The sequence below is a fragment of the Mesorhizobium sp. B263B2A genome, from assembly GCF_020165775.1.
Taxonomy (GTDB): domain Bacteria; phylum Pseudomonadota; class Alphaproteobacteria; order Rhizobiales; family Rhizobiaceae; genus Mesorhizobium; species Mesorhizobium opportunistum.
Map to the genome: position 1 here is coordinate 807494 of NZ_JAIUIU010000001.1, position 22938 is coordinate 830431.

The following is a 22938-nucleotide window of genomic DNA, read 5'->3' on the forward strand; positions in this document are numbered from 1 at the left end:
GCCGCTAAGGCTCCCCTATGATCGGAGCAGATAGGCGGGAGGGAGAAGAATGACCGGGAAATTGCCGTTCGAAGCACTGTCGGTGGAGACGCTCGCGACGCGCCTCGGCACGAACGAGGCGCTGTGCGCGAGGATCGGCAACGAGACCAGCGCCTGGAAGGTCCGCGAGGTCGGCGACGGCAATCTCAACCTGGTGTTCATCGTCGAGGGTGCCTCGGGCGCTGCCGTCGTCAAGCAGGCCCTGCCCTATGTCCGCCTGGTCGGCGACAGCTGGCCGCTGCCCTTGAAGCGTTCCTTCTTCGAATACCACGCGCTGACGAGACAAGAGGCGCGCGCGCCTGGCTCTGTGCCGGCGATCTACTATTTCGATGAAGGCCAGGCGCTGATCATCATGGAGTATCTGGCACCGCCGCACATCATCCTGCGCCGCGCCCTGATCGACGGCCGGCAATTGCCGAACATCGCCAGGGACATCGGCCTGTTCATGGCTCGCACTTTGTTTCGCGGCTCCGACCTGTCGATGGCGACCAAGGACCGCAAGGCCGACCTGGCGCTGTTCGCCGACAATGTCGAGCTTTGCGACATCACCGAGAACCTGGTGTTCTCCGACCCCTATTTCGACGCCAAGATGAACCGGCATACCTCGCCGCAGCTCGACGCCCTCGTCGCCGAACTGCGCGCCGACCGCGACCTCAAGGTCGAGGCGCAACGGCTGAAGCACATTTTCGCCGCCAATGCCGAGACGCTGCTGCATGGCGACCTGCATTCCGGCTCGATCATGGTCACCGACCAGGAAACACGGATGATCGATCCGGAGTTCGCCTTCTACGGTCCGATGGCGTTCGATGTCGGCATGCTGCTCGCCAATTTCTGGATGTCGTTCTTCTCGCAGCGCGGACAGGAGCAGAAGGGCAAGCGCGATGCCATGCGCGCCTATCTGCTCGAGGTCACTACGGAGACCTGGGCCGTGTTCCGTGCCGAATTCTCGCATCTGTGGCGCACCGAGCGCACCGGCATGCTTTATCAAAAGAGCCTGTTCGAGGATCAGGGCGACATACTCGCCGCCGAGCAGGCGCTCGACCATGTGCTGCACCAGATCTGGACCGATCTGCTCGGCTTTGCCGGCATCGAGGTGCACCGGCGCATCCTCGGCCTCGCCCACAATGCCGATTTCGAGACCATTGCCGATGAAGATCTGCGCGCCAGTTGTGAGGCGAAGGCACTGAAATTCGGCCGCCACATCGCCGTCAACCGGCGGCAGATCCACAGCATCGACGAGGTCAACAAGCTGGCCGTGCTGATCGAACAGGAGAACGGAATTTGAACGTCGGCGGTCGCCACTATCGGACTATCTGGCTGAGCGACGACGGGCGTTCGGTCGAAATCATCGACCAGCGCTGGCTGCCGCATGATTTCCGCATCGAGACAGTCGACACCGTCGCCGGCATCGCCACCGCCATCCGCGACATGTGGGTGCGCGGCGCGCCGCTGATCGGCGTCACCGCTGCCTATGGCGTCGCCATGCAGATGGCTGACGATGCATCCGACCAAGCGCTCGATGCCGTCTGGGAAACCTTGCACGAGACGCGCCCGACGGCGATCAATTTGCGCTGGGCACTCGACGAGATGCGGCGCTTCCTCAAACCGCTGCCAACAGAACAACGTGCCACTGCCGCCTATCGGCGCGCCGGTGAAATCGCCGACGAGGATGTCGGGCTGAACCGCGCCATCGGCGAGAACGGACTTGCCATCATCAAGGCGATCGCCGCGCGCAAACAGCCGGGCGAGCCGGTCAACATCCTCACCCACTGCAATGCCGGCTGGCTGGCCACCGTCGATTATGGCACCGCCACCGCGCCGATCTACCTTGCCACCGAGGCCGGCATTCCAGTTCACGTCTATGTCGACGAGACGCGGCCGCGCAACCAGGGCGCCCAGTTGACCGCGTGGGAGATGGCCGGCCACGGCGTGCCGCACACGCTGATCGTCGACAATGCTGGCGGCCATCTGATGCAACGCGGCGCAATCGACATGGTCATCGTCGGCACCGACCGCACCACGGCCGATGGCGATGTCTGCAACAAGATCGGCACATATCTCAAGGCGCTGGCCGCCGCCGACAATGACGTGCCGTTCTATGTCGCCCTGCCCTCGCCGACCATCGACTGGACGGTGCATGACGGGCTGGCCGAGATCCCGATCGAGCAGCGCTCGTCCGACGAGGTGTCGCTGGTGTGGGGCAAGAACGCCGCCGGCGAGATCGCGCAGGTGCGCATCTCGCCCGAGGCGACGCCGGCGGCCAACCCGGCCTTCGACGTGACGCCGGCACGACTGGTGACCGGGCTGATCACCGAACGCGGTGTCGCCAAGGCATCGCGCGACGGCCTGAAGGCGATGTTCCCCGAACGGGGATAGCGCAAGCGCGGAATCCAAACTTCCCGGTTCAGGAAGCGCTGTTCCCCGCGATCTCCAGCGCGTTCACGAAATGCAGCGAGCGCTGCAGGGCGCGACGAATGATTGCCATGTCGACAGGTTCATTTCGTCGCTGGGGATCGCGGCGTTGCGGGCGCTCCAGGCGCAAGGGCAGTTCGATGCTGACCGGCAGCGTCGGGGTAAGCATCGCCCAGTACGGCTCGTAGTCGACCGAGCCGTCGCCGACGGCACAGAATGCCCACCCCGCGTCGGTGCTGACGATATCCTTCAAATGGGCATGGCCAACGGCTTCGAGAGCCGTCGCGATATCTTCCGCCGGCTGCGTGGCCTCATTGCTGTAGGTGAAGACGTTTCCGGCGTCGTGGTTCAGGCGGACATGCCGCGATCCGATTTCGCGGACGAAGCTCGCCCCGGATCGGGCGTTGCCAAGCAAATCGTCCTTGCCGTGCCCGGGGTTCTCGAGCGCCAGGACGATACCGGCCTGCTCCAGTACCGGCAGAACAGCATCGATCGTCCGGCGGATGCTCGCCCGGTTCGACATCGGGCCGGCATTGGTGATCAGGAACGATACGCCGAGACCGGCGGCAAAGGCGACGCGCCGCAACAGCGCATCCACCGCATCAGGTCCCGACAAGTCGAGATGAGCCGAGACGGCGTTGATGCCCAGCCCGGCACTGCCAGCCGTCTGGCGAAGCTTCGAGCCCTTGGTGTCGGTAAACATGCCTTCATCGAAATCGACATAGCCGCGAATGAAGGCCGGTTCGATATGGCTGGCGCCGGCAGCCGCGATCTCCTCGATGGCCAATTCCATGGAATAGCCATCGAAGAGCGCGGTCGATACCGAGGTGATCCGCGGCGTCGGAGGCAGCGCTCAGGCTCCCTTGCCGTAGACGATCAGCTCGGACGCTTCCTTCACCTTGGCCGGCGACAAGGCCTCGCGCCAATCATCGCGGACCACGACACCCTTGGCGAAACGCATCAGGCGCAGCGCCGCATCGGACGGCACCTTTGGAGAGAAGCCGAACCACATGGCGATCTCGACATTGAGGTGGCCAATCAGAAAGTCGAGCGCGGCCTTTCTGGGAATGCCATATTTGCGTTCGCATTCCTCGACGGCCTCGACCATGGTGTCGACGAAGGGCATGGCGATCATTTCGGAAAGGCCTGGCTCGAGGATTGCCAGTTGCTCGACGGTGACACGGTGGCTGTCGATGATCGGCGACCACATCGCCTTGCACACCTCTTCGCCAAGCGCATAGTGCTCCTCGGGGCCCTGCATCAGGGCGCAGACGATCGACTGCCTGGCAATGCCGCCGTGATAGTCGCGGCGGGCAGCCCATTCCGTCTCCTCGTTGAACAGGGGCGGATGACAGGGATGGCCGACAAAATAGGTCAGATCGGGCCGATCCTTCGGCAGGTCGCCGGCGTAAGGCGCGGCGGCATCGAGAATGAGAAGCATCGCGCCGCTGGCGAGCATCGGCGATATCTGCCGTGCGACCTGGCCGATGATATTGTCCGGCAGGGCCATGACCACGACCTTGGCGCCGGGGACGCCCTCTTCCATCGAGACGGCGCTGATGCCGGCCTCCGATAGCCGCTTGCGGCCGGCCTCGCCGACTTCCACGGCACGGACATCGTAGCCCGCTTCGATCAGCTTGCGCGCGACACGGAAGCCCATCTTGCCTCCCGCTCCAAGCAACGCCACGGATATCGTCATTCGCTTCCCTCCCAATTGCCTTGTGCGCCTCTAGCACGCCGATTCAGCCAAACCCTGCGTAGCTTCGATCTCCGGATGTGCGGCGCCTGCCGCAGCCATCTTGCAGGCTGTGGAGATACGACCGGCCCATGCCGCGTCCGCGCTGGACGGACATCCATGGAGGCGAGCGTTAGCACCAAAAAGATATCATGTCATCACATGAGCTTTGGTGCTCAAAAAATTTTGACCGATCCGGATACTCAGCCAGTCCCGCCGCCGGTCAGTTTCGAATACAGCTCATTGGCGCGGCCGATATGCTCGGCCATGGCGACGCTCGCGCCTTCCGGATCCCCGCTGGCGATCGCCTTGTAGATGCGTTCGTGCTCCTCGACCGTCAGGCGTTCGGCACCTTTCACCGCCACCAGGTCGCGCTTGAACCGCGACAGCCATTCGAGCATTCCCTTCGCCACCGCGGCTATCATGGAATTGCCGCTCATCTCGGCAATCACGGCGTGGAATTCCATGTCGGCGGCGACAAATCGCGCCTGGTCGCCCTTCGCATCGCGCAGGTGGCGCAGGGTCTCGGCAAGTCGCTCCAGGTTCTTGGCCGTGGCGCGCCGCGTGGCTATCCGCACCAGGCCGGTTTCCAGCAAGAGCCTGACTTCCTTGAGTTCTTCGAGACCATGAGAGTTCGTCGCCAGCATCATGACCATCGCCGCGGAAACCTGATCGACGATCACCTCGGGCGTCGGATTGATGACGCGGGCACGTTCGCCGTGGGAAATCTTGATAAGGCCCATCTGCTGCAGCGTCAGCATGGCTTCGCGGATCGACGGGCGCCCGACGCCGATCATCGTCATCAATTCCTTTTCCGACGGCAATTGAGAGCCCGGCGGAAATTCGGATGTCGAGATCGCCGCCATCAGCCGGTCAAGCACCTCCACATACAACTTTTTCTTCTGGACCGGTTCCATGCATCCCCTCCGCGATCATTCCCCCGGCATATCGATCCCGAGTCGCACCGGGAGGCAAGGCCCAGCGATCGATTGACATTACATATATGATGACCTAACGTCCACCCTGACCGGCGCCGATATGCCAAGCGACCGGCCAAAAGAGTTGCCGGAGCGAGCCGGCCTGATTGGCCAAGGCAAGAAAAAGACGAACCGGACAGGCCGCTCTCGCTCTCGTCAGCGCAATCAAATGAGTCCCGCTACCGGCTTGCCTATTTGGTATGCTGGTATAACATGTAGATGGTATGGTGTCTCTCCGAGGGTGGGACGCCGTTACGGAATGGCATGCAAGCCGGCCATGCTGGCCGGTGTTTTTGGGAGGAAGTATCATGAAGTTTGCAATCGTAGCGGCGCTTGCCAGCACCGCGCTGGGGAGCGTGTTCGCACTGCCGGCAATGGCGTCTCCGGACGCCCCGGTGATCGCACTGACCAACGCCTATTACGGCAATACCTGGCGGCACCAGATGGTGGAGGCTTTCGAGGCCTCGGCCAAGGAAGCAAAGGCCGCTGGACAGATTTCCGACTACATCGTCATGAATGGCGACGGCTCGGTGGCGCAGCAGAACAGCCAGATCGCCGAACTGATCCTGAAGAAGGTCGACGTGCTTGCGGTCGATGCCGCCTCGGAAACCGCGGTCAACGGCATCATCGAGAAAGCCTGCAAGGCCGGCATCATCGTCGTGTCCTTCGATTCCGTCGCTTCGGCGCCCTGCAACTACCAGCTCAACTTCGATTTCAAGGGCTACAAGGCAACCCAGGCCGAGGCCGTCTTCAAGATGCTCGGCGGCAAGGGCAACGTCATCCAGGTGCGCGGCGTCAAGGGCTCGGCTCCCGACAACGACATGTTCAACGCCCAGCAGTCGGTGCTGGCGAAATATCCCGACATCAAGGTCGTCGCCACTGTCTATGGTCAGGCAACCGCCTCGGTCGCGCAGGCGGCCATCGCCAATGTGCTGCCCTCGCTGCCGCATGTCGATGCAGTGCTCGGCCAAGGCGGCAGTGACGATGTCGGCATCGCCCAGGCCTTCGTCCAATACGGCGGCGACTATGCCGGCAAGATGCCGATCATCGAAGGCGGCGGCGGCACCGATTTCGTCAAATGGTGGGCCGACGAGAATGCCAAGAATGGCTACCAGACGGTCTCGATGAACACCACGCCCGGCATCGGTGGCGCCGCGTTCTGGCTCGGACTGTCGCTGCTCAAGGGCGCCAAGGCACCCAAGATGATGATCATGCCGGTGGCGACCGTCGACGCCAGCAATCTCAAGGAGTATGCCAAGCTGCCGGGCGGCCAGATCATCAGCCCCAGCTATTCGCTCGACTGGGTCAAGCAGAACCTCTTGAGCAAGTAACGCGACCAGCACAATGGATCGGGCGCCGAAGGTCGCCCGGTCCATGGCCGTGAAGAAACGGAGGACGAATGTCCCATCTTGCCGTTGCCGATCAGAAGGGTGCCGCCATGGCGCCCGCCGCCTCGATCCGGCAGGAAATCGTCTCGCTTTCACAGATCACCAAGAGTTTCGGGCCGACGCTGGCGAATGCCGAGATCGACCTCGCCATTTCGGCCGGCGAGATCATCGGCCTCGTCGGCGGCAACGGCGCCGGCAAGTCGACGCTGATGCGCATTCTTTGCGGCACGATGTGGCCGACGCTGGGCTCGATCTCGTTCGCCGGCCAGGCGCTGAGCTTCGCCGGCTACGACACCGCGGAAGCGCAGCGGCGCGGCATCCGCATGGTGCACCAGGAACTGTCGCTGTGCGCCAACCTCTCCGTGGCCGAGAACTTCTTCCTGGAGACACCCGCGGACGCGGCGAGCCGGCCAGGCTGGCGGACGCTTTACAGGGCCCGCGCGCGCTCGGCGCTGGATGCGGTGTTTCCCGGCAACGGCATCGATGTGGATGCCGAAATCGGCCAGCTCTCCATCGCCGAGCGGCAGATGGTCGAGATCGCCCGCGCCGCCGCCACTCCCGGCGTCAGGCTCATCGTTCTCGATGAACCGACCTCCTCGCTCGATCTCGATCGCTCCAAGCAGTTGCGGGCTTTCATCCGCGAGCGGGCCAAGGCAGGGCTGGCCTTCATCTTCATCAGCCACAAGCTGAAGGAAATCATCGACATCGCCACACAGGTGGTGGTGCTGCGCAATGGGCGCACCGCCTGGCGCGGCGACGTGGTGGACACTTCGATCGACCGCCTGGTGCAGCTCATGGGCGGCGACGCCAACCCGGTCCACCAGCACGGCGCTGCCGCCGTCGGCAGCGGGGGCGCGCTGGTGCGCCTGTCCGGAGACCTGACATCCGAGCTCGGCCGCGACATCGAGATCTTGCGCGGTGAAATCGTCGGACTGGCTGGGCTCGAGGGCAGCGGCCAGAAGGAGCTGCTGCATGCCATCTTCAAGCCTGGAAAGGATGGCGCCGTCACCAGGACCGGTGAAGCCGGCTTCATTGCCGGCGACCGCCAGAAGGAAGGCGTGTTTCCGCTTTGGAGTGTGCTAGGCAACATTTCCATCGGCAGCCTCGCGCGCCGGTCGGCGCTGGGCCTGGTCTCGGATCGGCTCAACCGCGAAAGCGCGGCCGACGCCGCCGGCCGGCTGCGGCTCGACGAAAGCCGCTTCGGGTCCAACATACTGGAGCTGAGCGGCGGCAACCAGCAGAAGGCGCTGGTGGCCCGCGCTCTCGTCGCCGATACGCCGATCATCCTGCTCGACGATCCGACACGCGGTGTAGACATCGCCACCAAGCAGGATTTCTACCGGCTCTGCAACGACATCGCGCGCAGTGGACGGACCCTCGTCTGGCACACGACCGAGGACGCCGAGCTGTTGGCCTGCGACCGCGTGCTGGTCTTTGCCGGCGGGCGGATCGTCAAGGAACTGACCGGCGCGGCGATCACGGAGGCCGCGATCGTCGGGGCATCCTTCGTCCAGCAAGCCGACAAGCGCACCGACGCCGCGCAGAGCAGTGCCGGTGCGGCCGGGCTTGCCCGCAGGCTGGTGAACGCAGCCCCCTTTATCGGTCTTGCCGCCGTGCTAGCGGTGATGATCTCGGCCAACCCGGCGGTTGCCTCGATATTCGGGCTCGACCTGCTGCTGATGCCGGCGCTGTCTCTGGTGCTGGTGACGGCAGCACAGATGTTCATCGTCGGCGGCAGCGAAATCGATCTCGGCGTCGGCGCTTTCGCCGGCCTGGTCAGCGTGCTCAGCGCCACGCTGCTCTACGATCAGCCATGGCTCGGCGCGCTGGCGCTTTTGGCGGCGGTCGCCGCCTATGCCGGTCTCGGCGGACTGATCCAGGCGCGCAAGATCCCGGCCATCGTCGTCACGCTCGGCGCCTCCTTCATCTGGGTGGGGCTGGGCTATGCGCTGCAGCCGACGCCGGGCGGCGCCAGTCCTGAATGGCTGACGGCGCTGTTCGGCTGGTCTCTCGACTTCTTGCCAACGTCCATCATCCTCATCGCCGCAGTCGCCCTGGTGGTCTTGGTGATCGACCGGCTGCCGCTCGGCGTGGTGCTGCGCGGCTTCGGCAACAATCCCACGGCAATGATCCGATCGGGCTGGTCGCCGACGCGCTACGCGCTGGTGCGCTATCTCATCGCCGGGTTGTTCGCGGCCGCCGCAGGGCTGTCGCTGACGGCGATCAACACGGCGAGCGACATCAATTCCGGCAATTCCTTCACGCTGCTCAGCGTCGCCGCCGTGGTAATGGGCGGCTGCTCGCTGCTCGGCGGCATCGTCTCTCCGGTCGGCGCCATCGCCGGCGCGGTGACGCTGTCGCTGATCGGCGCGCTGCTCGGCACGCTCAATGTGAGCAGCGATTACAACGCGGCGACGCAAGGGCTGATCCTGATCGCCCTGTTGACGCTGCGTGGCCTGACCGCGGACCGCCGGAGCGAACAATGAACGCGCTGTCCGCCTTCACCTTCTGGGCGCAGAGGAACCGCTGGATCTGGGCGGCGATCGGGGTGCTGCTGCTGTGGCTGGTGCTCTCGGTGGTCACCAACCGGTTCAGCCTCTCCAGCCTGTCGGGCATCATTCTGTCGGCATCGTTCCTGACGGTCGTCGGCATCGGCCAGATGTTCGTCGTCACCACCGGACGCGGTAACATCGACCTTTCCGTCGCCTCGGTGATCACGCTCAGCGCCTTCGTCGCGCTGTTGACCATCAAGGGCCAGGATGCCAACCTTGCCATTGGGGTTGCCGCCGCCGTCCTGCTCGGCCTGGCGGTCGGGCTGCTCAATTCGCTGCTCGTCGTCGGCCTCGGCATTCCGGCCATCATCGCCACGCTGGCGACCGGCTATGTGCTGGCGACCGCGACGCTCTTGTCGAACAAGGCTATCCCCGGCTTTGCCGTCAGCCCAGCGCTGAAGAGCCTGGCGACAGGCCGCATCTCGGGCATCCCGATCATGGCCATCATCGCCATCCTGGGCGTGATGGCCGCCTCCTTCGTGCTGCGCTACACAGTGTTCGGACAGGTCCTGTCGGCGGTCGGCCAGAACCGGACCGCCGCCCGGCTCGCTGCCATCAAGAACGGCCGGGTGATCGCGGCGGCCTTCATCATCTCGTCGGTGCTGGCCTCGCTCGATGGACTGCTGCTCGGCGCCTATATCGGCGGCGCTTTCCTCGAAATGGGCCAGCCCTATCTGCTGCAGTCGATCGCTGCTGTCGTGCTTGGCGGCACGCTGATCTTCGGCGGTTCGGCGACCGCGCTCGGCACCCTGTTCGCCAGCATCCTGCTGATCCTGATCGTCACCACCATGCAGATCATCGGGCTGCCTCCCGGTGCCCAGGATATCGTCCAGGGCATCGTCGTCATCTTCGTGCTGGCGCTGGCTGGCCGACAGGCCTTGGCGCGGCGCGCTTCCGTCAATGTCACGGACGAGGCGGCTGCAAAGACAGCACCAGGCGCGGCCACACCTCAGCCGAAGTGACCAACAGCAACCAATGATTCCACTTGCCAAATTGTGGTAGAGTGATCATACCAGTATGTGAGATGACGATCGCGCGACGGTCGCCTGTTTGATCAAGGAGCAAGGGCCAGATGACAACGATTGCACTGTTCGGTGCGGGCGGGAAAATGGGCTACCGCCTGGCGACCAATTTTCGCGGTTCAGACTACAAGATCCGCCATGTCGAGATCAGCGAGGCCGGCAAGGAGCGCCTGAAGACCGGGCTGGGCATCGACACGGTCAGCGTCGACGAGGCGCTCAAGGGTGCCGAGGTCGTGATCCTGGCGGTGCCGGACACGCATATCGGCAAGGTCGCCACCGGCATCGAAAGCAAGCTTGCCCCCGGCACGATGGTGATCGTGCTCGATGCCGCGGCACCCTTCGCCGGCCACCTGCCTGACCGTGCCGATCTTACCTATTTCGTCACCCATCCCTGTCATCCGCCGATCTTCAACGACGAAACCGACATGGCCGCCAAGAAGGACTTCTTCGGCGGCGTCAAGGCCAAGCAGCATTTCGTCAGCGCCCTGATGCAAGGGCCGGAGGCCGACTACGCCAAGGGCGAAAAGATCGCCCAGATCATCTGGGCACCGGTGATGCGCTCGCACCGCGTGACGGTCGAACAGATGGCGCTGCTGGAGCCCGGCCTTTCGGAGACGGTGTGCGCCTCGCTGCTCGTTGTCATGAAGGAAGCCCTCGACGAGGTCGTGGCGCGCGGTGTCGACCGGCAGGCGGCGCTCGATTTCCTGCTCGGCCACATGAATGTGCTCGGCGCGGTCATCTTCGGCGAGACCAAGGGCGTGTTCTCCGATGCCTGCAACAAGGCGATCGAGTTCGGCAAGCCGGTGCTGATGCGAGACGACTGGAAGCGGGTCTTCGAACCGCAGGAGATCGCCGCCAGCATTCAGCGCATCACCTGAGAGGGCGCTGTCTTCCCTTCTCCCCTTGCGGGAGAAGGTGGCCTCGCTAAGCGAGGTCGGATGAGGGGTGCTCCAAGGAACGCTACGTCTCACTTCGCTGGAACACCCCTCAACCGTCTCGCCGCTACGCGCCGATCCACCTTCTCCCACAAGGGGAGAAGGAAAAAGGGCGACCGCTTAGATACAGATCACCTGAATTAGTGGTTGACTCATCATACCAGTTGGCTTTAGCTGTTCGTGGGCTCGCATCGATCATGCTTCGCTGAAAATTCGAAGCCGGTGCGAGTGGAGGACGGCGGGGAGCGAGAGCAGTTCGGACGACAGCCGGCAAACGGCTTTGAGCCCGGGCGGCACGCTGCCTGCATCGCCAAGACGAATTCAAATGCAGACGATGGCCTCGATCGATCGAGGCACGGTTTTTCAACGGGAGGACTTCATGAAACTTACACGCAGAATGACGCTTGCGGCTTTCGCCGGCGTATTGGCACTCGGCACCGCGGCACCGGCCTTTGCGGCCGACCTGATCGCCATCATCACCCCCTCGCACGACAATCCGTTCTTCAAGGCGGAGGCCGTCGGCGCCGAGGCAAAGGCCAAGGAGCTTGGCTACGACACATTGGTGCTGGTCCATGATGACGACGCCAACAAGCAGTCCGAGCTGATCGACACAGCGATCGGCCGTGGCGCCAAGGCGATCATCCTCGACAATGCCGGCGCCGATGCCACCGTCGCCGCCGTGCAGAAAGCGAAGGACGCCGGCATTCCTTCCTTCCTAATCGACCGCGAGATCAATGCCACCGGCGTCGCCGTGGCGCAGATCGTCTCCAACAACTACCAGGGTGCCCAGCTCGGCGCGCAGGAATTCGTCAAGCTGATGGGCGAGAAGGGCAATTTCGTCGAGCTGGTCGGCAAGGAATCCGACACCAATGCCGGCATCCGCTCCAAGGGCTATCATGACGTCATCGACGATTATCCGGACCTGAAGATGGTCGCGCAGCAGTCGGCCAACTGGAGCCAGACGGAAGCCTATTCCAAGATGGAATCGATCCTGCAGGCCAATCCGGACATCAAGGGCGTCATCTCCGGCAACGACACGATGGCGATGGGTGCCTATGCGGCGCTTGCCGCGGCGAACCGCAAGGATGTCATCGTCGTCGGCTTCGACGGCTCCAACGACGTGCGCGACTCCATCACCTCCGGCGGCATCAAGGCCACGGTGCTGCAGCCGGCCTACGCCCAGGCGCAGATGGCGGTCGAGCAGGCCAACGACCTCATCAAGAACAAGAAGTCGCCCGAGAAGGAAAAGCAGCTGATGGACTGCGTTCTCGTCAATGGCGACAATGCCGCCAAGCTTGAGACCTTCGCGCTGAAGAACTGAGCCGGCGCAACGCAAACAGCGAGGGGCGAGCCTGAGGTTCGTCCCTCGCCTTCATTTCACTGGGATGCTTGACCGCGATGCTGAACAAGCCGACCTGGCCAGTCAAGGCGATCTGGCCGATCCTTGCCCTGATCGCCAGCATTGGCCTCGGCGCCTGCAAGATCCTGCCGACGCCGTCGGCGCAAGGCGACGCCAACGCGTCGGCCTTCAACCCGGACAAGATGGTCGACGACATCTGGACTTCGAAGGTCATCCCTTATCTCAGCCAAAAAGCCGGGCCGTTCGCCGAGGTCCATGCGCTGGCGAAGACGGATCAGGCGGCAGCCGGCGCCAAATACGGCAACCCCAGGAAGCAGGCGAATTCGCCATGGACGTTCGCGGTCCGCGTCGAAGGCAAGATCGTCGCGGCCAACACGCAGTCCCGCGCGGGCACGATGGATATCGACATCGACGGCGACGGCAAGGCGGATGCACGTGTCCAGATCGGGCCGGCAATGCGCGGAACGGCGTTGCGCGACAGCCTCGATTTCGTCCAGTTCAACGATTTCACCAACCAGATCGACTTCGCCCAATTCGGCAAGGCGTTCAACGCCCATGCCGACAAGACCGTGCTTTCCAAGCTGCCGCGCGAGGCGCTGGAAGGCCGTACCGCCAAGGTGCTCGGCGCCTATACGATCGAGAGCGGCCAGGACCTGCCCTTGGTGACTCCGGCGGAGGCCGAGATCGGACCCAAGCCATGAGCACGGCGGCCGGTCACGAAATCATCCTGAAGCTGGAAGACGTCTCGAAGGTCTATGCCGGCACCGTCGCGGTCAAGCAGGCCAATTTCGAGGTGCGCAAGGGTGCGGTCAATGTTCTGGTCGGCGAAAACGGCGCCGGCAAATCGACATTGATGAAGATCATCGCCGGCGTCGAGCAGCCGACGGCCGGGCGCATCCTGCTCGACGGCAACGAAGTCTCGTTCTCGTCCTCCGGTGACGCGGTGAACCGCGGCATCGGCATGGTGTTCCAGGAACTGAACCTGTTCGGCAACATGACCGTCGCCGAGAACATTTTCGCCACGCGAGAGATCACCAACCGGTTTCGCAAGATCGACCGCAAGGAGCAGGAACGGCGCGCGGGCACATTCCTCGAACGGCTCGAGGCCGGGATACGGCCGGATATGCTGGTCGAGGATCTGCGCATCGGCCAGCAGCAGCTTGTCGAGATCGCCAAGGCAGTTTCGCTCGACGCGCGCATCCTGATCATGGACGAGCCGACCTCGGCGCTGAGCGCCGCCGAAGTCGAGATCCTGTTCAAGGTGATCGCCGACCTCAAGTCGCGCGGCGTGGCGATCGTCTATATCTCGCACCGGCTGGAGGAACTGATCCGCATCGGCGATTACATCACCGTGCTGCGCGACGGCCGCATCACCGGCCAGGAGGAGATGAGAAACGTCGACACGCAGTGGATCGTGCGGCAGATGATCGGCTCGGACGCCAAGGATTTCGCCAAGGCCGACGACCATGCGCCGGGCGAGGAAATCTTCCGCGCCGAGGACATCTGCCTGCCGCGCGCCACCGGCGGGCTGGCGGTCGACCACGTCTCGCTGTCGCTGCGCGCCGGCGAGATCCTGGGCATCTACGGGCTGATGGGCGCCGGGCGCAGCGAGTTGTTCGACTGCATCATGGGCCGCCATGGCCATGCCAGCGGCAATATCTTCATCGACGGAAAACAGGTCCGGGAACGCGACACGACGCGCCGCATCCGGCGGGGTCTGGCGCTGATCCCGGAGGACCGGCAGCGCGAGGGCCTGGTGTCGATCCTCTCCGTCGCCAGCAATTTGACGCTGGCAAGTCTGTCGCGCTTCGTGCGCCTGTTCCACATCCGCGGCGCCGCCGAACGGCAGGCCGTGCTGCAGATGGTGCGGGAACTCGCGATCAAGGTCGCCGATCCGGCGCAGGAGGTTTCGTCGCTGTCCGGCGGCAACCAGCAGAAGGTGGTGATCGGCAAGGCGCTGCTCACCGGACCCAAGGTGCTTCTGATGGATGAGCCCAGCCGCGGCATCGATGTCGGCGCCAAGGCCGACGTCTTTCGCACCATGCGCAAACTGTCGCGCGATGGGCTCGGCATCCTCTTCGCCACGTCAGACCTCGACGAGGTGATGGCGCTCTCCGACCGGATCGCGGTGATGAGCAATGGCAAGCTGACCGGCATGTTCGAGCGCGCCGAGGCGACCGAAGCCGCGATCGTCGCCGCGTCGGCGCTCGGCCACGGACCTGTCCCCGCACATCTTGCCCCCATACATGGAGAGCAACGCTGATGACTGACATTCCGGCCAGGGCGGCTCATTCGTCGGCCGCCAGCGGTTCCGCACTGCTAACGCTGATGAAACTCAGGACCTTCATCGCGCTGATTGCCGTGCTGGTGTTCTTCTCGATCGCGGCGCCGAACTTCCTGTCGGCGGCCAATCTGATCCTGATGGCCAAGCACGTGGCGCTGAACGCGTTCCTGGCGATGGGCATGACCTTCGTCATCATCACCGGCGGCATCGACCTTTCGGTCGGCTCGATCGTCGGCCTGTGCGGCATGGTGGCCGGCTATCTCGTGCTCAACGGCATTGACCTGCAGATCGGCTACACCATCTATTTCAACGTTTTCGAGATCGCCCTGATCACGCTGGCGGTCGGCATCCTGATCGGCGCCGTCAACGGATTGCTGATCACCAGATTGAACGTGGCGCCCTTCATCGCCACGCTCGGCGTGCTCTACGTGGCGCGCGGCCTGGCGCTGCTGTCCTCGGACGGCCGCACCTTCCCCAATCTGGTCGGCAAGCCGGAACTCGGCACCACGGGCTTCGGCTTCCTCGGCGCCGGCCGGCTCGTCGACCTGCCGGTGTCGATCTGGATCCTGATCGTGGTGGCGCTGGGTGCCGCCTATCTCGCCAGATACACCCCGCTCGGCCGCCACATCTTCGCCGTCGGCGGCAACGAACGCGCGGCGCGGATCTCGGGCGTGCGCGTCAACATGGTCAAGATGTTCGTCTACATGTTCTCCGGTTTCTGCGCGGCGATCGTCGGCCTGATCATCTCGTCGGAGCTGATGGCCTCGCATCCGGCGACCGGCGAAAGCTTCGAATTGAATGCCATCGCCGCGGCGGTGCTTGGCGGCACCTCGATGTCGGGCGGCCGCGGTACCATCGGCGGCACCATCGTCGGTGCCTTCGTCATCGGTATCCTGTCGGACGGGCTGGTGATGATGGGTGTGAGTTCCTTCTGGCAGATGGTGATCAAGGGCCTCGTCATCATCGTCGCGGTGGTCGTCGACCAGGCGCAGCGCCGGCTTCAGCAGCGCGTCACGCTGATGCAGATGGCAAAGGCGGGCTGATCATGGCGGAATTGCGTGGAGCGCTGATCGGCTGCGGCTTCTTCGCCGTCAACCAGATGCATGCCTGGCGCGACATCGAGGGCGCATCGATCGTCGCCATCTGCGACCGCGATCCGGAACGGCTCCGGATCGTCGGCGACCAGTTCGGCATCTCCAGGCGCTACACCGATGCGGCGGCGATGTTTGCAGGCGAGACACTCGACTTCGTCGACATCGCCACGACCGTCGGCAGCCACCGGCCGCTGGTCGAGATGGCGGCCGCCAACCGCGTTCCGGTGATCTGCCAGAAACCGTTCGCGCCGACGCTCACCGACGCCAAGGCGATGGTCGCGGCCTGCGCCGCGGCCGGCGTGCCGCTGATGGTGCACGAGAACTTTCGCTGGCAATCGCCGATCCAGGCGGTGCGCGCAGTGCTCGACAGCGGCGAGATCGGCACACCCTTCTTCGGACGCATCTCCTTCCGCTCCGCCTATGACGTGTTTTCCGGCCAGCCTTACCTGGCAACCGGAAAACGCTTCATCATCGAGGATCTCGGTATCCACATTCTCGACATCGCCCGTTTCCTGCTCGGCGACGTATTGAGCCTCACTGCCCGCATCGCGCGCATCAATCCCGCCATTGCCGGCGAGGATGTCGCCACGATGCTGATGGACCACGAAAGCGGTGCCACCTCGGTTGTGGATTGCAGCTACGCGACAAAGCTCGCCGTCGAGCCGTTTCCCGAAACACTGATCGAGATCGATGGCAGCGACGGCACGATCCGGCTGGCGCAGGCTTACCAACTCACCGTCACCGGCAAGAGCGGCACGACGGTCAAGGACATTTCGCCGCCGCTACTGCCCTGGGCATCGCGGCCATGGCACAACATCCAGGAAAGCGTGCTGGCGATCCAGCGGCACTGGGTCGACTGCCTTGTCGGCGGCAAGGAGCCGGCGACCTCGGGCGCCGACAATCTCAAGACGTTCGCGCTGGTCGAGGCTGCCTATGCCGGCGCCGCGAGCCGCGAACCGGTGCGGATGGACGAGCTGCTGAAATGAGCGTGGATGGCTTCCTCCTCTGCGGCACACGCGCGGCGGAAGCCAGACCGGTCCGGCTCAGCGCCGGCCCGCTCAGCGCCGATTTGGTCAACGGGAATTTGCGCAGCATCCGCCATGGCGGCACCGAGGTGCTGCGCGCCATCGCCTATATCGTGCGCGACCGCGACTGGGGCACCTACGAACCCGTGCTGGCGGACCTGACCATCGACCAGGGCGCCGATGCTTTCTGCGTCGGCTACACGGCAAGTTGCGCCGGACCGGGCGAAAGCCGGCTCGCCTTCCGCGCCACCATCAAGGGAGCGGCCGACGGCCGGCTGGTGTTCGACGTCAGCGCGCTGCCCGAAAGCGATTTCGAGACCAACCGCTGCGGCTTCTGCATCCTGCATCCGATCGCGGGGCTTGCCGGCAGCCCGGTGACCGTCGAGCATACCGACGGCAGCGTGGTGGATACGACACTGCCCGACCTGATCGACCCCTGGCAGCCTTTCAAGGATTTGCGCGCCATCACGCATGCGGTGCGGCCCGGCCTCACCGCCGAGTGCCGGATGGAAGGCGACACATTCGAGATGGAGGACCAGCGCAACTGGTCCGATGCCTCCTACAAGACCTATGTGCGGCCGTTGGCGCTGCCCTGGCCCTATGTGCTGCCGGCCGGCGAACCCTTGCGCCAGACCATCACCCTGCGCATTGCGGGCGACGCCAAGCCTTCGGTCGCAACTTCGGGCAATGAGCCGGTCCGCATCGAGCTTGGCGAAGCCGGACCAAGGCTGCCCGATATCGGCGTGGTCATTTATCCCGGGGAAGTGGAGGCAGCGCTCGCGAACCTGCCGATGCTGGCGAAGCTCGGCCCGCAGCAACTTTTGCTCCACTTCGACCCGACGCGCGGCCACGGGCTCGAAGCCTTGCGCGCCCATGCCCGGCTTGCCGCCGCTTGCCCTGCGGCAACAACGCTGGAATGCGTTGTCGCCGGCGCCGGCGATCTCGATGCCGAACTCACAACGGTCGCCGACATGGTGCGCCAGGCGGGCCTGCGGCTCGACGCCGTCGCGGTATCGCCTTCGGTCGACCGGCAGTCGACGCCGCCGGGCAGTGCCTGGCCGGAATGCCCGCCGCTCGAGGATGTCTACGCCGCCGCGCGCCGCGCCTTTCCCGACATTCGTCTCGGCGGCGGCATGTTCAGCTATTTCACCGAGCTCAACCGCAAGCGCGTTCCGGCCGGGCTGCTCGATTTCGTCACCCACTGCACCTGCCCGATCGTGCATGCGGCCGACGACCTCAGCGTCATGCAGTCGCTGGAGGCATTGCCGTTCATCACCCGGTCGGTGCGGGCGATCTTCGGCGACAAGCCCTACCGGATCGGGCCGTCGACCATCGCCATGCGGCAGAACCCCTATGGCGGCACGACCAAGGACAATTTTGACGGCCAGCGCATCGCCATGGCCAATCGCGATCCGCGTCATGCCGCCCAGTTCGCCGCCGCATGGACGATCGGCTATGCCGCGCGCGTCGCGCCGGCCGGACTGGAGATGCTGACGCTGTCGGGCTTCACCGGGCCGTTCGGCGTGCTGGCGGCATCCGGGGAACCTGCCGCCGAGGGATCGCCGCGGCCGATCTTCCAGGCTATCTCCGCGCTTTGCGGATTGGCTGGGCTCGCGCACGTTGCCGCGAAAACAAGCGACGAGACGCGGGTGCTGGCGCTGGCCGGGCGTTCCGCCTCGGGCGAGACCATCGCATGGCTGGCCAACCTGACGGCGGACGATGTCCCGGTCGATGCTTCCGCGCTTGGCGGGGGCCGTCTCGTCATGTCGCCCTACGCGATTGCCAGGATCGATTAGGCTAGTCTACTTCTCGGAATTCATCACATAGAGCGCGCGCGAGCGCTCGAGATGCTTGATCATCGCCTTCTCGGCGCCGTCGGCATCCTTGTGCTCGATGCGGTCGATGATCTCCTCGTGCTCGGTCAGCGTGTACTTTTCCTTGCCGGTCCAGATCAGCATCTCGGTGTGGTATTCCTTCAGCCAGCCGAGCATCGCCTCGCTGACGGCGACATAGATCGGGTTGCCCGAAATCGCCGCGATCCGGCTGTGAAATTTCATGTCGGCGGAAATGAAGGCTTCCGAATTGCCGCGTGCGCCGCGCTGCTCGGCAACGGTTTCCTTGAGCTGCTGCACATCCTCGGCGGTGGCCCTTTCGGCGGCCTCCTTGACCATGCCGCGCTCGAAGAAGATGCGCGCGCTCTTCAGATGCTCGAGCGTGTCCTTCGATGAAGACAGGATGATCTTGGCCGCACCGTCGACCTGTCTGATGATCGACTTGGCGGTCAGCTGCAGCACCTTGGCCCGCTCGCCATGCGAGATGGCGACAAGGCCCATATTGCTCAGCGCCTGCATGGCCTCGCGGATCGCAGGCCGGCCGACCTCGAAGCGCTCCATCAATTCGCGCTCCGACGGCATGTCATCGCCCGGCTGCAATTCGCCGCTGGTGATCAGCCGCTTCAGCCTTGCAAAGACTTCGTCGGAAAGCTTGCGCCGGACGATCGGTTCCGAACGGTTCATCGCCGCGAATCACTCCCTTGCCCCGATTCCTGTGTAGCATTCCGGGCAGGACTATCGGAATGCCTGCCCTTAACCGACGCCCGTCGCGGCAGTCGGGATATTTGCTTGCAATACTTATGTACTCATTATACCAGATTTCATTCGCAACGAAACTTTTTTCGAACCCTTTCGACCGGCCAATCCATCATGATCACCCTCACCTATCGCATCGAAACCTCAGGCAGCATAGAAGCCCTGGCGGCCAAGATCGCCAGCGACCAGTCGACCGGCACCTTCGTTGCGCTGCCCGGCGAGACCGAAGAGCTGAAGGCGCGCGTGGCGGCACGGGTGCTGGCGATCCGGCACCTGCCCGATGCAGAGCAGCCATCCATTCCCGAGGCCGGCACCGGGCCTTTCAGGCGCGCCGACGTCGATATCGCCTTTCCGTTCGATGCCATCGGCACCGACCTCTCGGCGCTGATGACCATCGCCATCGGTGGCACCTATTCGATCAAGGGCCTGTCGGGCATCCGCGTCGTCGACATGAAGCTGCCGCAAGAATTCAAGGGCGCCCATCCGGGGCCGCAATTCGGCGTTGCCGGCAGCCGCAGGCTGACCGGTGTCGAGGGCCGTCCGATCATCGGCACCATCGTCAAGCCGGCGCTGGGCCTGCGACCGCATGAGACGGCCGCCATGGTCGGCGAACTGATCGCGGCCGGCGTCGATTTCATCAAGGACGATGAGAAGCTGATGAGCCCGGCCTACTCGCCACTGGCGGAGCGGGTGAAGGCGGTCATGCCGCTGATCCTCGATCACGAGCAGAAGACCGGCAAGAAGGTGATGTATGCCTTCGGCATCTCGCATGCCGACCCGGACGAGGTGATGCGCAACCACGATATGGTGCTCAAGGCCGGCGGCAATTGCGCGGTCATCAACATCAACTCCATCGGCTTCGGCGGCATGGCCTACCTCAGAAAGCGCTCCGGCCTGGTGCTGCATGCCCACCGCAATGGCTGGGACATCCTGACCCGCCATCCCGGCCTCGGCATGGACTTCAAGGTCTGGCAGCAGTTCTGGCGGCTGCTCGGCGTCGACCAGTTCCAGATCAACGGCATCGCCTCGAAATACTGGGAGCCGGACGCATCTTTCATCGCCTCCTTCGAGGCGGTGACGACGCCGCTGTTCTCACCTGATGATTGCGCTCTGCCGGTCGCCGGTTCGGGCCAATGGGGCGGACAGGCGCCCGAGACCTACGAGCGCACCGGGCGCACGGTCGATCTGCTCTATCTCTGCGGCGGCGGCATCGTCAGCCATCCGGACGGCCCGGGTGCCGGCGTGCGCGCCGTCCAGCAGGCCTGGCAGGCCGCCGTCGAGGGTATTTCCTTGGCGGACTACGCAAGCAGCCATGTCGAACTGGCGCGCTCGATCGAGAAGTTCGGCGACGGCAAGGCCGCGTGAGCGAGGCCATGCAGAAGCTGCTGCTCAGTTACTATGGCGACGATCTCACCGGCTCGACCGACGTCATGGAGGCACTCGAACTCGGCGGCGTGCCGACGGTGCTGTTCATGCGCCAGCCCGACCAGCCCTTGCTGGAGCGATTTTCGCATTGCCGCGCCATGGGACTGGCGGGCACGAGCCGCAGCGAAACGCCGCAATGGATGGACGAAAACCTGGTGCCGGCCTTCGAGTGGCTAAGGGGGCTCAAGGCGGCGGTTTGCCACTACAAGATCTGCTCGACCTTCGATTCCAGCCCGACGATCGGCAGCATCGGCCGCGCCATAGAAATCGGCCGGCGTGCCTTCGGCCAGAAGGCCGTGCCGGTGGTTGTCGGGGCGCCCCAGCTCAAGCGCTATACAGCGTTCGGGAACCTCTTCGCTGCATTCCGCGGCGACTATTTCCGCATCGACCGGCACCCCGTCATGAGCCGGCATCCGGTGACGCCGATGAACGAGGCCGATCTGCTCCTCCATCTGTCTCACCAGACCGGTCTCGCTTCCGGCCTTGTCGACCTGGCGGCATTGCAGGCCGACGATCTTCCACAACGGGTCGACCAGGCCTTGCAAAACAGGGCAATCGTCCTGTTCGACGTCGAGAGCCGCCAGACGCAGAAGCGCGTCGGCGAACAGGTCTGGCGCATGTGCGAACAAGGCCATGGTTTCGTCGTCGGATCCTCGGGCGTCGAATATGCCCTGCTTGCCGAATGGGCCGACAAAGGCATCGCCACGGGGCACGCGTCCTTCACGCCGCCCGGTCCGGTGGACCGGCTCGCCGTGGTCTCGGGCAGTGTGTCGCCGACCACGGAGAAGCAGATCCGCTTTGCGCTTGCGCACGGATTTGACGGCATTCAGATGGACGCCATGCAGTTGGTCTCGGAGGGCGCCGGCGAGGCGATCGAGCGTGCCGTCGCCAGCGGCCAGGCGAGCCTGGCGGCGGGGCGCAGCGTGATCCTCTACACAGCACTGGGTCCCCAAGCCGATCGCAGCGCCGAGATCGATCATATCGAAGGCGCACGCAACAGGCTGGGACGGGCGCTGGGAACCATCCTGCGCCGGCTGGTGGCAACAGAGAAACTCAAGCGCGCGGTGATCGCCGGCGGCGACACGTCGAGCCATGCGCTGGGACAATTGTCCATCGATGCGCTGACGGTGCGCATGCCGTTGCCGCAATCGCCCGGCTCGCCGCTCTGTCTCGCCCACGGCGGCGGCGAGATCGACGGGCTCGAAATCGCGCTGAAGGGCGGCCAGGTCGGCACCGACGCCTATTTCGAGACGATCCGGCTGGGAAGCTAGGACACGCTCGATGGCAGACTAAGCCAGCGCCACGACCACGTGAGCCTGGATTTTGGCGGCGACCTCGCCGCTGCCATGCCTTTCCGCGATCGCGGCCGCAGCATAGTCGGTAGCGGCTTCCAGTTTTCCGGCGTCCCTGGCCTCGATTTCGCTGCGAAGAACCGTACCCTTGCAATAGGCAACGGCCGGCAGGCGCGGCGAGGATGCACGGCTCTGTTCGGCTCTCGTCTCGATCACCACATGGGAGAACCCTGCGTCTTCCAGGTCGCGGCGGATCAGGGCCGTGTCGTGGTAGCCATGGGGCGTGCGCGCCAGAAAGCGCGGCGGATCGTCCGGAAACATCCTTGCGAGAGCATTCGTCACATCATCGGCAAACACGTTCTCCTCGATGCGATCCCAGACGTTGAACAGGAAGTGTCCGCCGGGCTTCAGCACCCGCTTCGCTTCGCGGTAGGCGGCTGAGCGGTTGGGAAAGAACATCGCGCCGAATTGGCAACAGACGACATCGAAGGCCGCATCCTCGAACGGCAGCGCCATGGCATCCGCCTGGCGCCATGTGATGCGGCTGTCGGGAGCTTGTCGCGAAGCGGCGTAGTCGAGCATGGGCTGGTTTAGGTCGCTCACGACATAGCTTGCGTCATGGGACAGTTTTGGCGCCAATGCGCGCGTGACAACCCCGGTGCCCGCGGCGATTTCCAAGACCGCGCCGGGCGACAGGGACGCTGCCCGCCGTGCCAGATCGGCGGCGAAAGGTTCGAAAATCAACGGCACCATATAGCGGTCGTAGTTTTCCGGGATCGAACCGGTAAAGGCCTTATCCGTTTCCAACAT

General features: G+C 64.4%; 19 protein-coding genes. 14 read left to right on the forward strand and 5 right to left on the reverse strand.

All coding sequences use genetic code 11. The features are described from left to right. Positions 1-49 precede the first annotated feature (49 nt). Positions 50-1324 carry an S-methyl-5-thioribose kinase gene (gene mtnK, locus LB568_RS03900; RefSeq protein ID WP_224729168.1) on the forward strand — a complete coding sequence of 425 codons (1275 nt, stop codon included), beginning with the start codon at positions 50-52 and terminating at the stop codon, positions 1322-1324. Next, positions 1321-2415, forward strand: a complete 1095-nt coding sequence (gene mtnA, locus LB568_RS03905) for an S-methyl-5-thioribose-1-phosphate isomerase (RefSeq protein ID WP_224729170.1) — start codon at positions 1321-1323, stop codon at positions 2413-2415. Before mtnK ends, mtnA begins: the two co-directional genes overlap by 4 nt. A 28-nt stretch (positions 2416-2443) precedes the next feature. On the opposite strand, the gene LB568_RS03910 is transcribed toward mtnA, so the two are convergent. The 3 genes from LB568_RS03910 to nanR all read right to left on the reverse strand — a co-directional run bounded on the left by LB568_RS03910 (position 2444) and on the right by nanR (position 5103). After that, positions 2444-3244 carry a sugar phosphate isomerase/epimerase family protein gene (locus LB568_RS03910; RefSeq protein ID WP_224729171.1) on the reverse strand — a complete coding sequence of 267 codons (801 nt, stop codon included), beginning with the start codon at positions 3242-3244 and terminating at the stop codon, positions 2444-2446. Positions 3245-3304: 60 nt separating this feature from the next. Further along, entirely contained in the window at positions 3305-4150 is an 846-nt protein-coding gene (locus LB568_RS03915; protein ID WP_013896806.1) for a phosphogluconate dehydrogenase C-terminal domain-containing protein, read from the reverse strand. 239 nt (positions 4151-4389) lie between these two features. Further along, positions 4390-5103: a transcriptional regulator NanR gene (nanR, locus tag LB568_RS03920; RefSeq protein ID WP_224729173.1), complete on the reverse strand. Its 714-nt coding sequence runs from the start codon at positions 5101-5103 to the stop codon at positions 4390-4392. A gap of 368 nt (positions 5104-5471) precedes the next feature. Here nanR and LB568_RS03925 point away from each other — a divergent pair, with 368 nt between their 5' ends. The 10 genes from LB568_RS03925 (at position 5472) to LB568_RS03970 (ending at position 18619) form a co-directional block, all read left to right on the forward strand. Continuing rightward, positions 5472-6494: an ABC transporter substrate-binding protein gene (locus LB568_RS03925; protein ID WP_140572724.1), complete on the forward strand. Its 1023-nt coding sequence runs from the start codon at positions 5472-5474 to the stop codon at positions 6492-6494. Positions 6495-6562: 68 nt separating this feature from the next. Then, on the forward strand, positions 6563-9037 hold the full coding sequence (locus LB568_RS03930; RefSeq protein ID WP_224729175.1) for an ATP-binding cassette domain-containing protein: 2475 nt from the start codon (positions 6563-6565) through the stop codon (positions 9035-9037). Beyond that, positions 9034-10065, forward strand: coding sequence for an ABC transporter permease (locus tag LB568_RS03935; RefSeq protein ID WP_224729177.1), 1032 nt, complete (start codon positions 9034-9036; stop codon positions 10063-10065). The genes LB568_RS03930 and LB568_RS03935 overlap by 4 nt, the downstream gene beginning before the upstream one ends. A 110-nt stretch (positions 10066-10175) precedes the next feature. Further along, entirely contained in the window at positions 10176-11003 is an 828-nt protein-coding gene (locus LB568_RS03940) for a phosphogluconate dehydrogenase C-terminal domain-containing protein (protein ID WP_224729178.1), read from the forward strand. A 436-nt stretch (positions 11004-11439) separates the two neighbouring features. Then, positions 11440-12381, forward strand: a complete 942-nt coding sequence (locus LB568_RS03945; RefSeq protein WP_013896812.1) for a D-ribose ABC transporter substrate-binding protein — start codon at positions 11440-11442, stop codon at positions 12379-12381. A 77-nt stretch (positions 12382-12458) separates the two neighbouring features. Then, positions 12459-13121 carry a DUF2291 family protein gene (locus tag LB568_RS03950; protein WP_224729180.1) on the forward strand — a complete coding sequence of 221 codons (663 nt, stop codon included), beginning with the start codon at positions 12459-12461 and terminating at the stop codon, positions 13119-13121. After that, the gene (locus LB568_RS03955; RefSeq protein ID WP_224729183.1) at positions 13118-14683 is read left to right on the forward strand and encodes a sugar ABC transporter ATP-binding protein; all 1566 of its coding nucleotides are present in this window, start codon (positions 13118-13120) and stop codon (positions 14681-14683) included. The genes LB568_RS03950 and LB568_RS03955 overlap by 4 nt, the downstream gene beginning before the upstream one ends. Beyond that, on the forward strand, positions 14683-15747 hold the full coding sequence (locus LB568_RS03960; RefSeq protein ID WP_224729186.1) for an ABC transporter permease: 1065 nt from the start codon (positions 14683-14685) through the stop codon (positions 15745-15747). The genes LB568_RS03955 and LB568_RS03960 overlap by 1 nt, the downstream gene beginning before the upstream one ends. A gap of 2 nt (positions 15748-15749) precedes the next feature. After that, a complete protein-coding gene (locus tag LB568_RS03965; RefSeq protein WP_224729187.1) occupies positions 15750-16784 on the forward strand; it encodes a Gfo/Idh/MocA family protein in 1035 nt (344 codons plus the stop codon). Then, a complete protein-coding gene (locus LB568_RS03970; RefSeq protein ID WP_224729188.1) occupies positions 16781-18619 on the forward strand; it encodes a hypothetical protein in 1839 nt (612 codons plus the stop codon). The genes LB568_RS03965 and LB568_RS03970 overlap by 4 nt, the downstream gene beginning before the upstream one ends. A gap of 6 nt (positions 18620-18625) precedes the next feature. Here LB568_RS03970 and LB568_RS03975 read toward each other — a convergent pair whose 3' ends face one another. Next, a complete protein-coding gene (locus LB568_RS03975) occupies positions 18626-19339 on the reverse strand; it encodes a transcriptional regulator NanR (protein WP_013896818.1) in 714 nt (237 codons plus the stop codon). Positions 19340-19525: 186 nt separating this feature from the next. On the opposite strand from LB568_RS03975, the gene oiaX reads away from it, so the two are divergent. Together oiaX and LB568_RS03985 are read left to right on the forward strand one after the other, a co-directional pair. Further along, positions 19526-20776 (forward strand): 3-oxo-isoapionate-4-phosphate decarboxylase OiaX, encoded by a 1251-nt coding sequence (gene oiaX, locus LB568_RS03980; protein WP_224729189.1) that lies wholly within the window; start codon positions 19526-19528, stop codon positions 20774-20776. Positions 20777-20784: 8 nt separating this feature from the next. Beyond that, positions 20785-22107, forward strand: coding sequence for a four-carbon acid sugar kinase family protein (locus LB568_RS03985; protein WP_224729190.1), 1323 nt, complete (start codon positions 20785-20787; stop codon positions 22105-22107). Between the two features lie 18 nt (positions 22108-22125). On the opposite strand, the gene LB568_RS03990 is transcribed toward LB568_RS03985, so the two are convergent. After that, positions 22126-22938, reverse strand: coding sequence for a class I SAM-dependent methyltransferase (locus tag LB568_RS03990; RefSeq protein ID WP_224729191.1), 813 nt, complete (start codon positions 22936-22938; stop codon positions 22126-22128).

Bases quoted from the DNA above. Each gene is read 5' to 3' on its own strand.
- LB568_RS03950 (WP_224729180.1), top strand. From the start codon at position 12,459: ATGCTGAACAAGCCGACCTGGCCAGTCAAGGCGATCTGGCCGATCCTT.
- mtnK (WP_224729168.1), top strand. From the start codon at position 50: ATGACCGGGAAATTGCCGTTCGAAGCACTGTCGGTGGAGACGCTCGCG.
- LB568_RS03930 (WP_224729175.1), top strand. From the start codon at position 6,563: ATGTCCCATCTTGCCGTTGCCGATCAGAAGGGTGCCGCCATGGCGCCC.
- oiaX (WP_224729189.1), top strand. From the start codon at position 19,526: ATGATCACCCTCACCTATCGCATCGAAACCTCAGGCAGCATAGAAGCC.
- LB568_RS03970 (WP_224729188.1), top strand. From the start codon at position 16,781: ATGAGCGTGGATGGCTTCCTCCTCTGCGGCACACGCGCGGCGGAAGCC.
- LB568_RS03910 (WP_224729171.1), bottom strand. From the start codon at position 3,244: ATGGAATTGGCCATCGAGGAGATCGCGGCTGCCGGCGCCAGCCATATC.
- LB568_RS03990 (WP_224729191.1), bottom strand. From the start codon at position 22,938: ATGTTGGAAACGGATAAGGCCTTTACCGGTTCGATCCCGGAAAACTAC.
- LB568_RS03985 (WP_224729190.1), top strand. From the start codon at position 20,785: ATGCAGAAGCTGCTGCTCAGTTACTATGGCGACGATCTCACCGGCTCG.
- LB568_RS03940 (WP_224729178.1), top strand. From the start codon at position 10,176: ATGACAACGATTGCACTGTTCGGTGCGGGCGGGAAAATGGGCTACCGC.
- LB568_RS03965 (WP_224729187.1), top strand. From the start codon at position 15,750: ATGGCGGAATTGCGTGGAGCGCTGATCGGCTGCGGCTTCTTCGCCGTC.
- LB568_RS03935 (WP_224729177.1), top strand. From the start codon at position 9,034: ATGAACGCGCTGTCCGCCTTCACCTTCTGGGCGCAGAGGAACCGCTGG.
- LB568_RS03915 (WP_013896806.1), bottom strand. From the start codon at position 4,150: ATGACGATATCCGTGGCGTTGCTTGGAGCGGGAGGCAAGATGGGCTTC.
- LB568_RS03975 (WP_013896818.1), bottom strand. From the start codon at position 19,339: ATGAACCGTTCGGAACCGATCGTCCGGCGCAAGCTTTCCGACGAAGTC.
- LB568_RS03925 (WP_140572724.1), top strand. From the start codon at position 5,472: ATGAAGTTTGCAATCGTAGCGGCGCTTGCCAGCACCGCGCTGGGGAGC.
- LB568_RS03945 (WP_013896812.1), top strand. From the start codon at position 11,440: ATGAAACTTACACGCAGAATGACGCTTGCGGCTTTCGCCGGCGTATTG.
- LB568_RS03960 (WP_224729186.1), top strand. From the start codon at position 14,683: ATGACTGACATTCCGGCCAGGGCGGCTCATTCGTCGGCCGCCAGCGGT.
- LB568_RS03955 (WP_224729183.1), top strand. From the start codon at position 13,118: ATGAGCACGGCGGCCGGTCACGAAATCATCCTGAAGCTGGAAGACGTC.
- nanR (WP_224729173.1), bottom strand. From the start codon at position 5,103: ATGGAACCGGTCCAGAAGAAAAAGTTGTATGTGGAGGTGCTTGACCGG.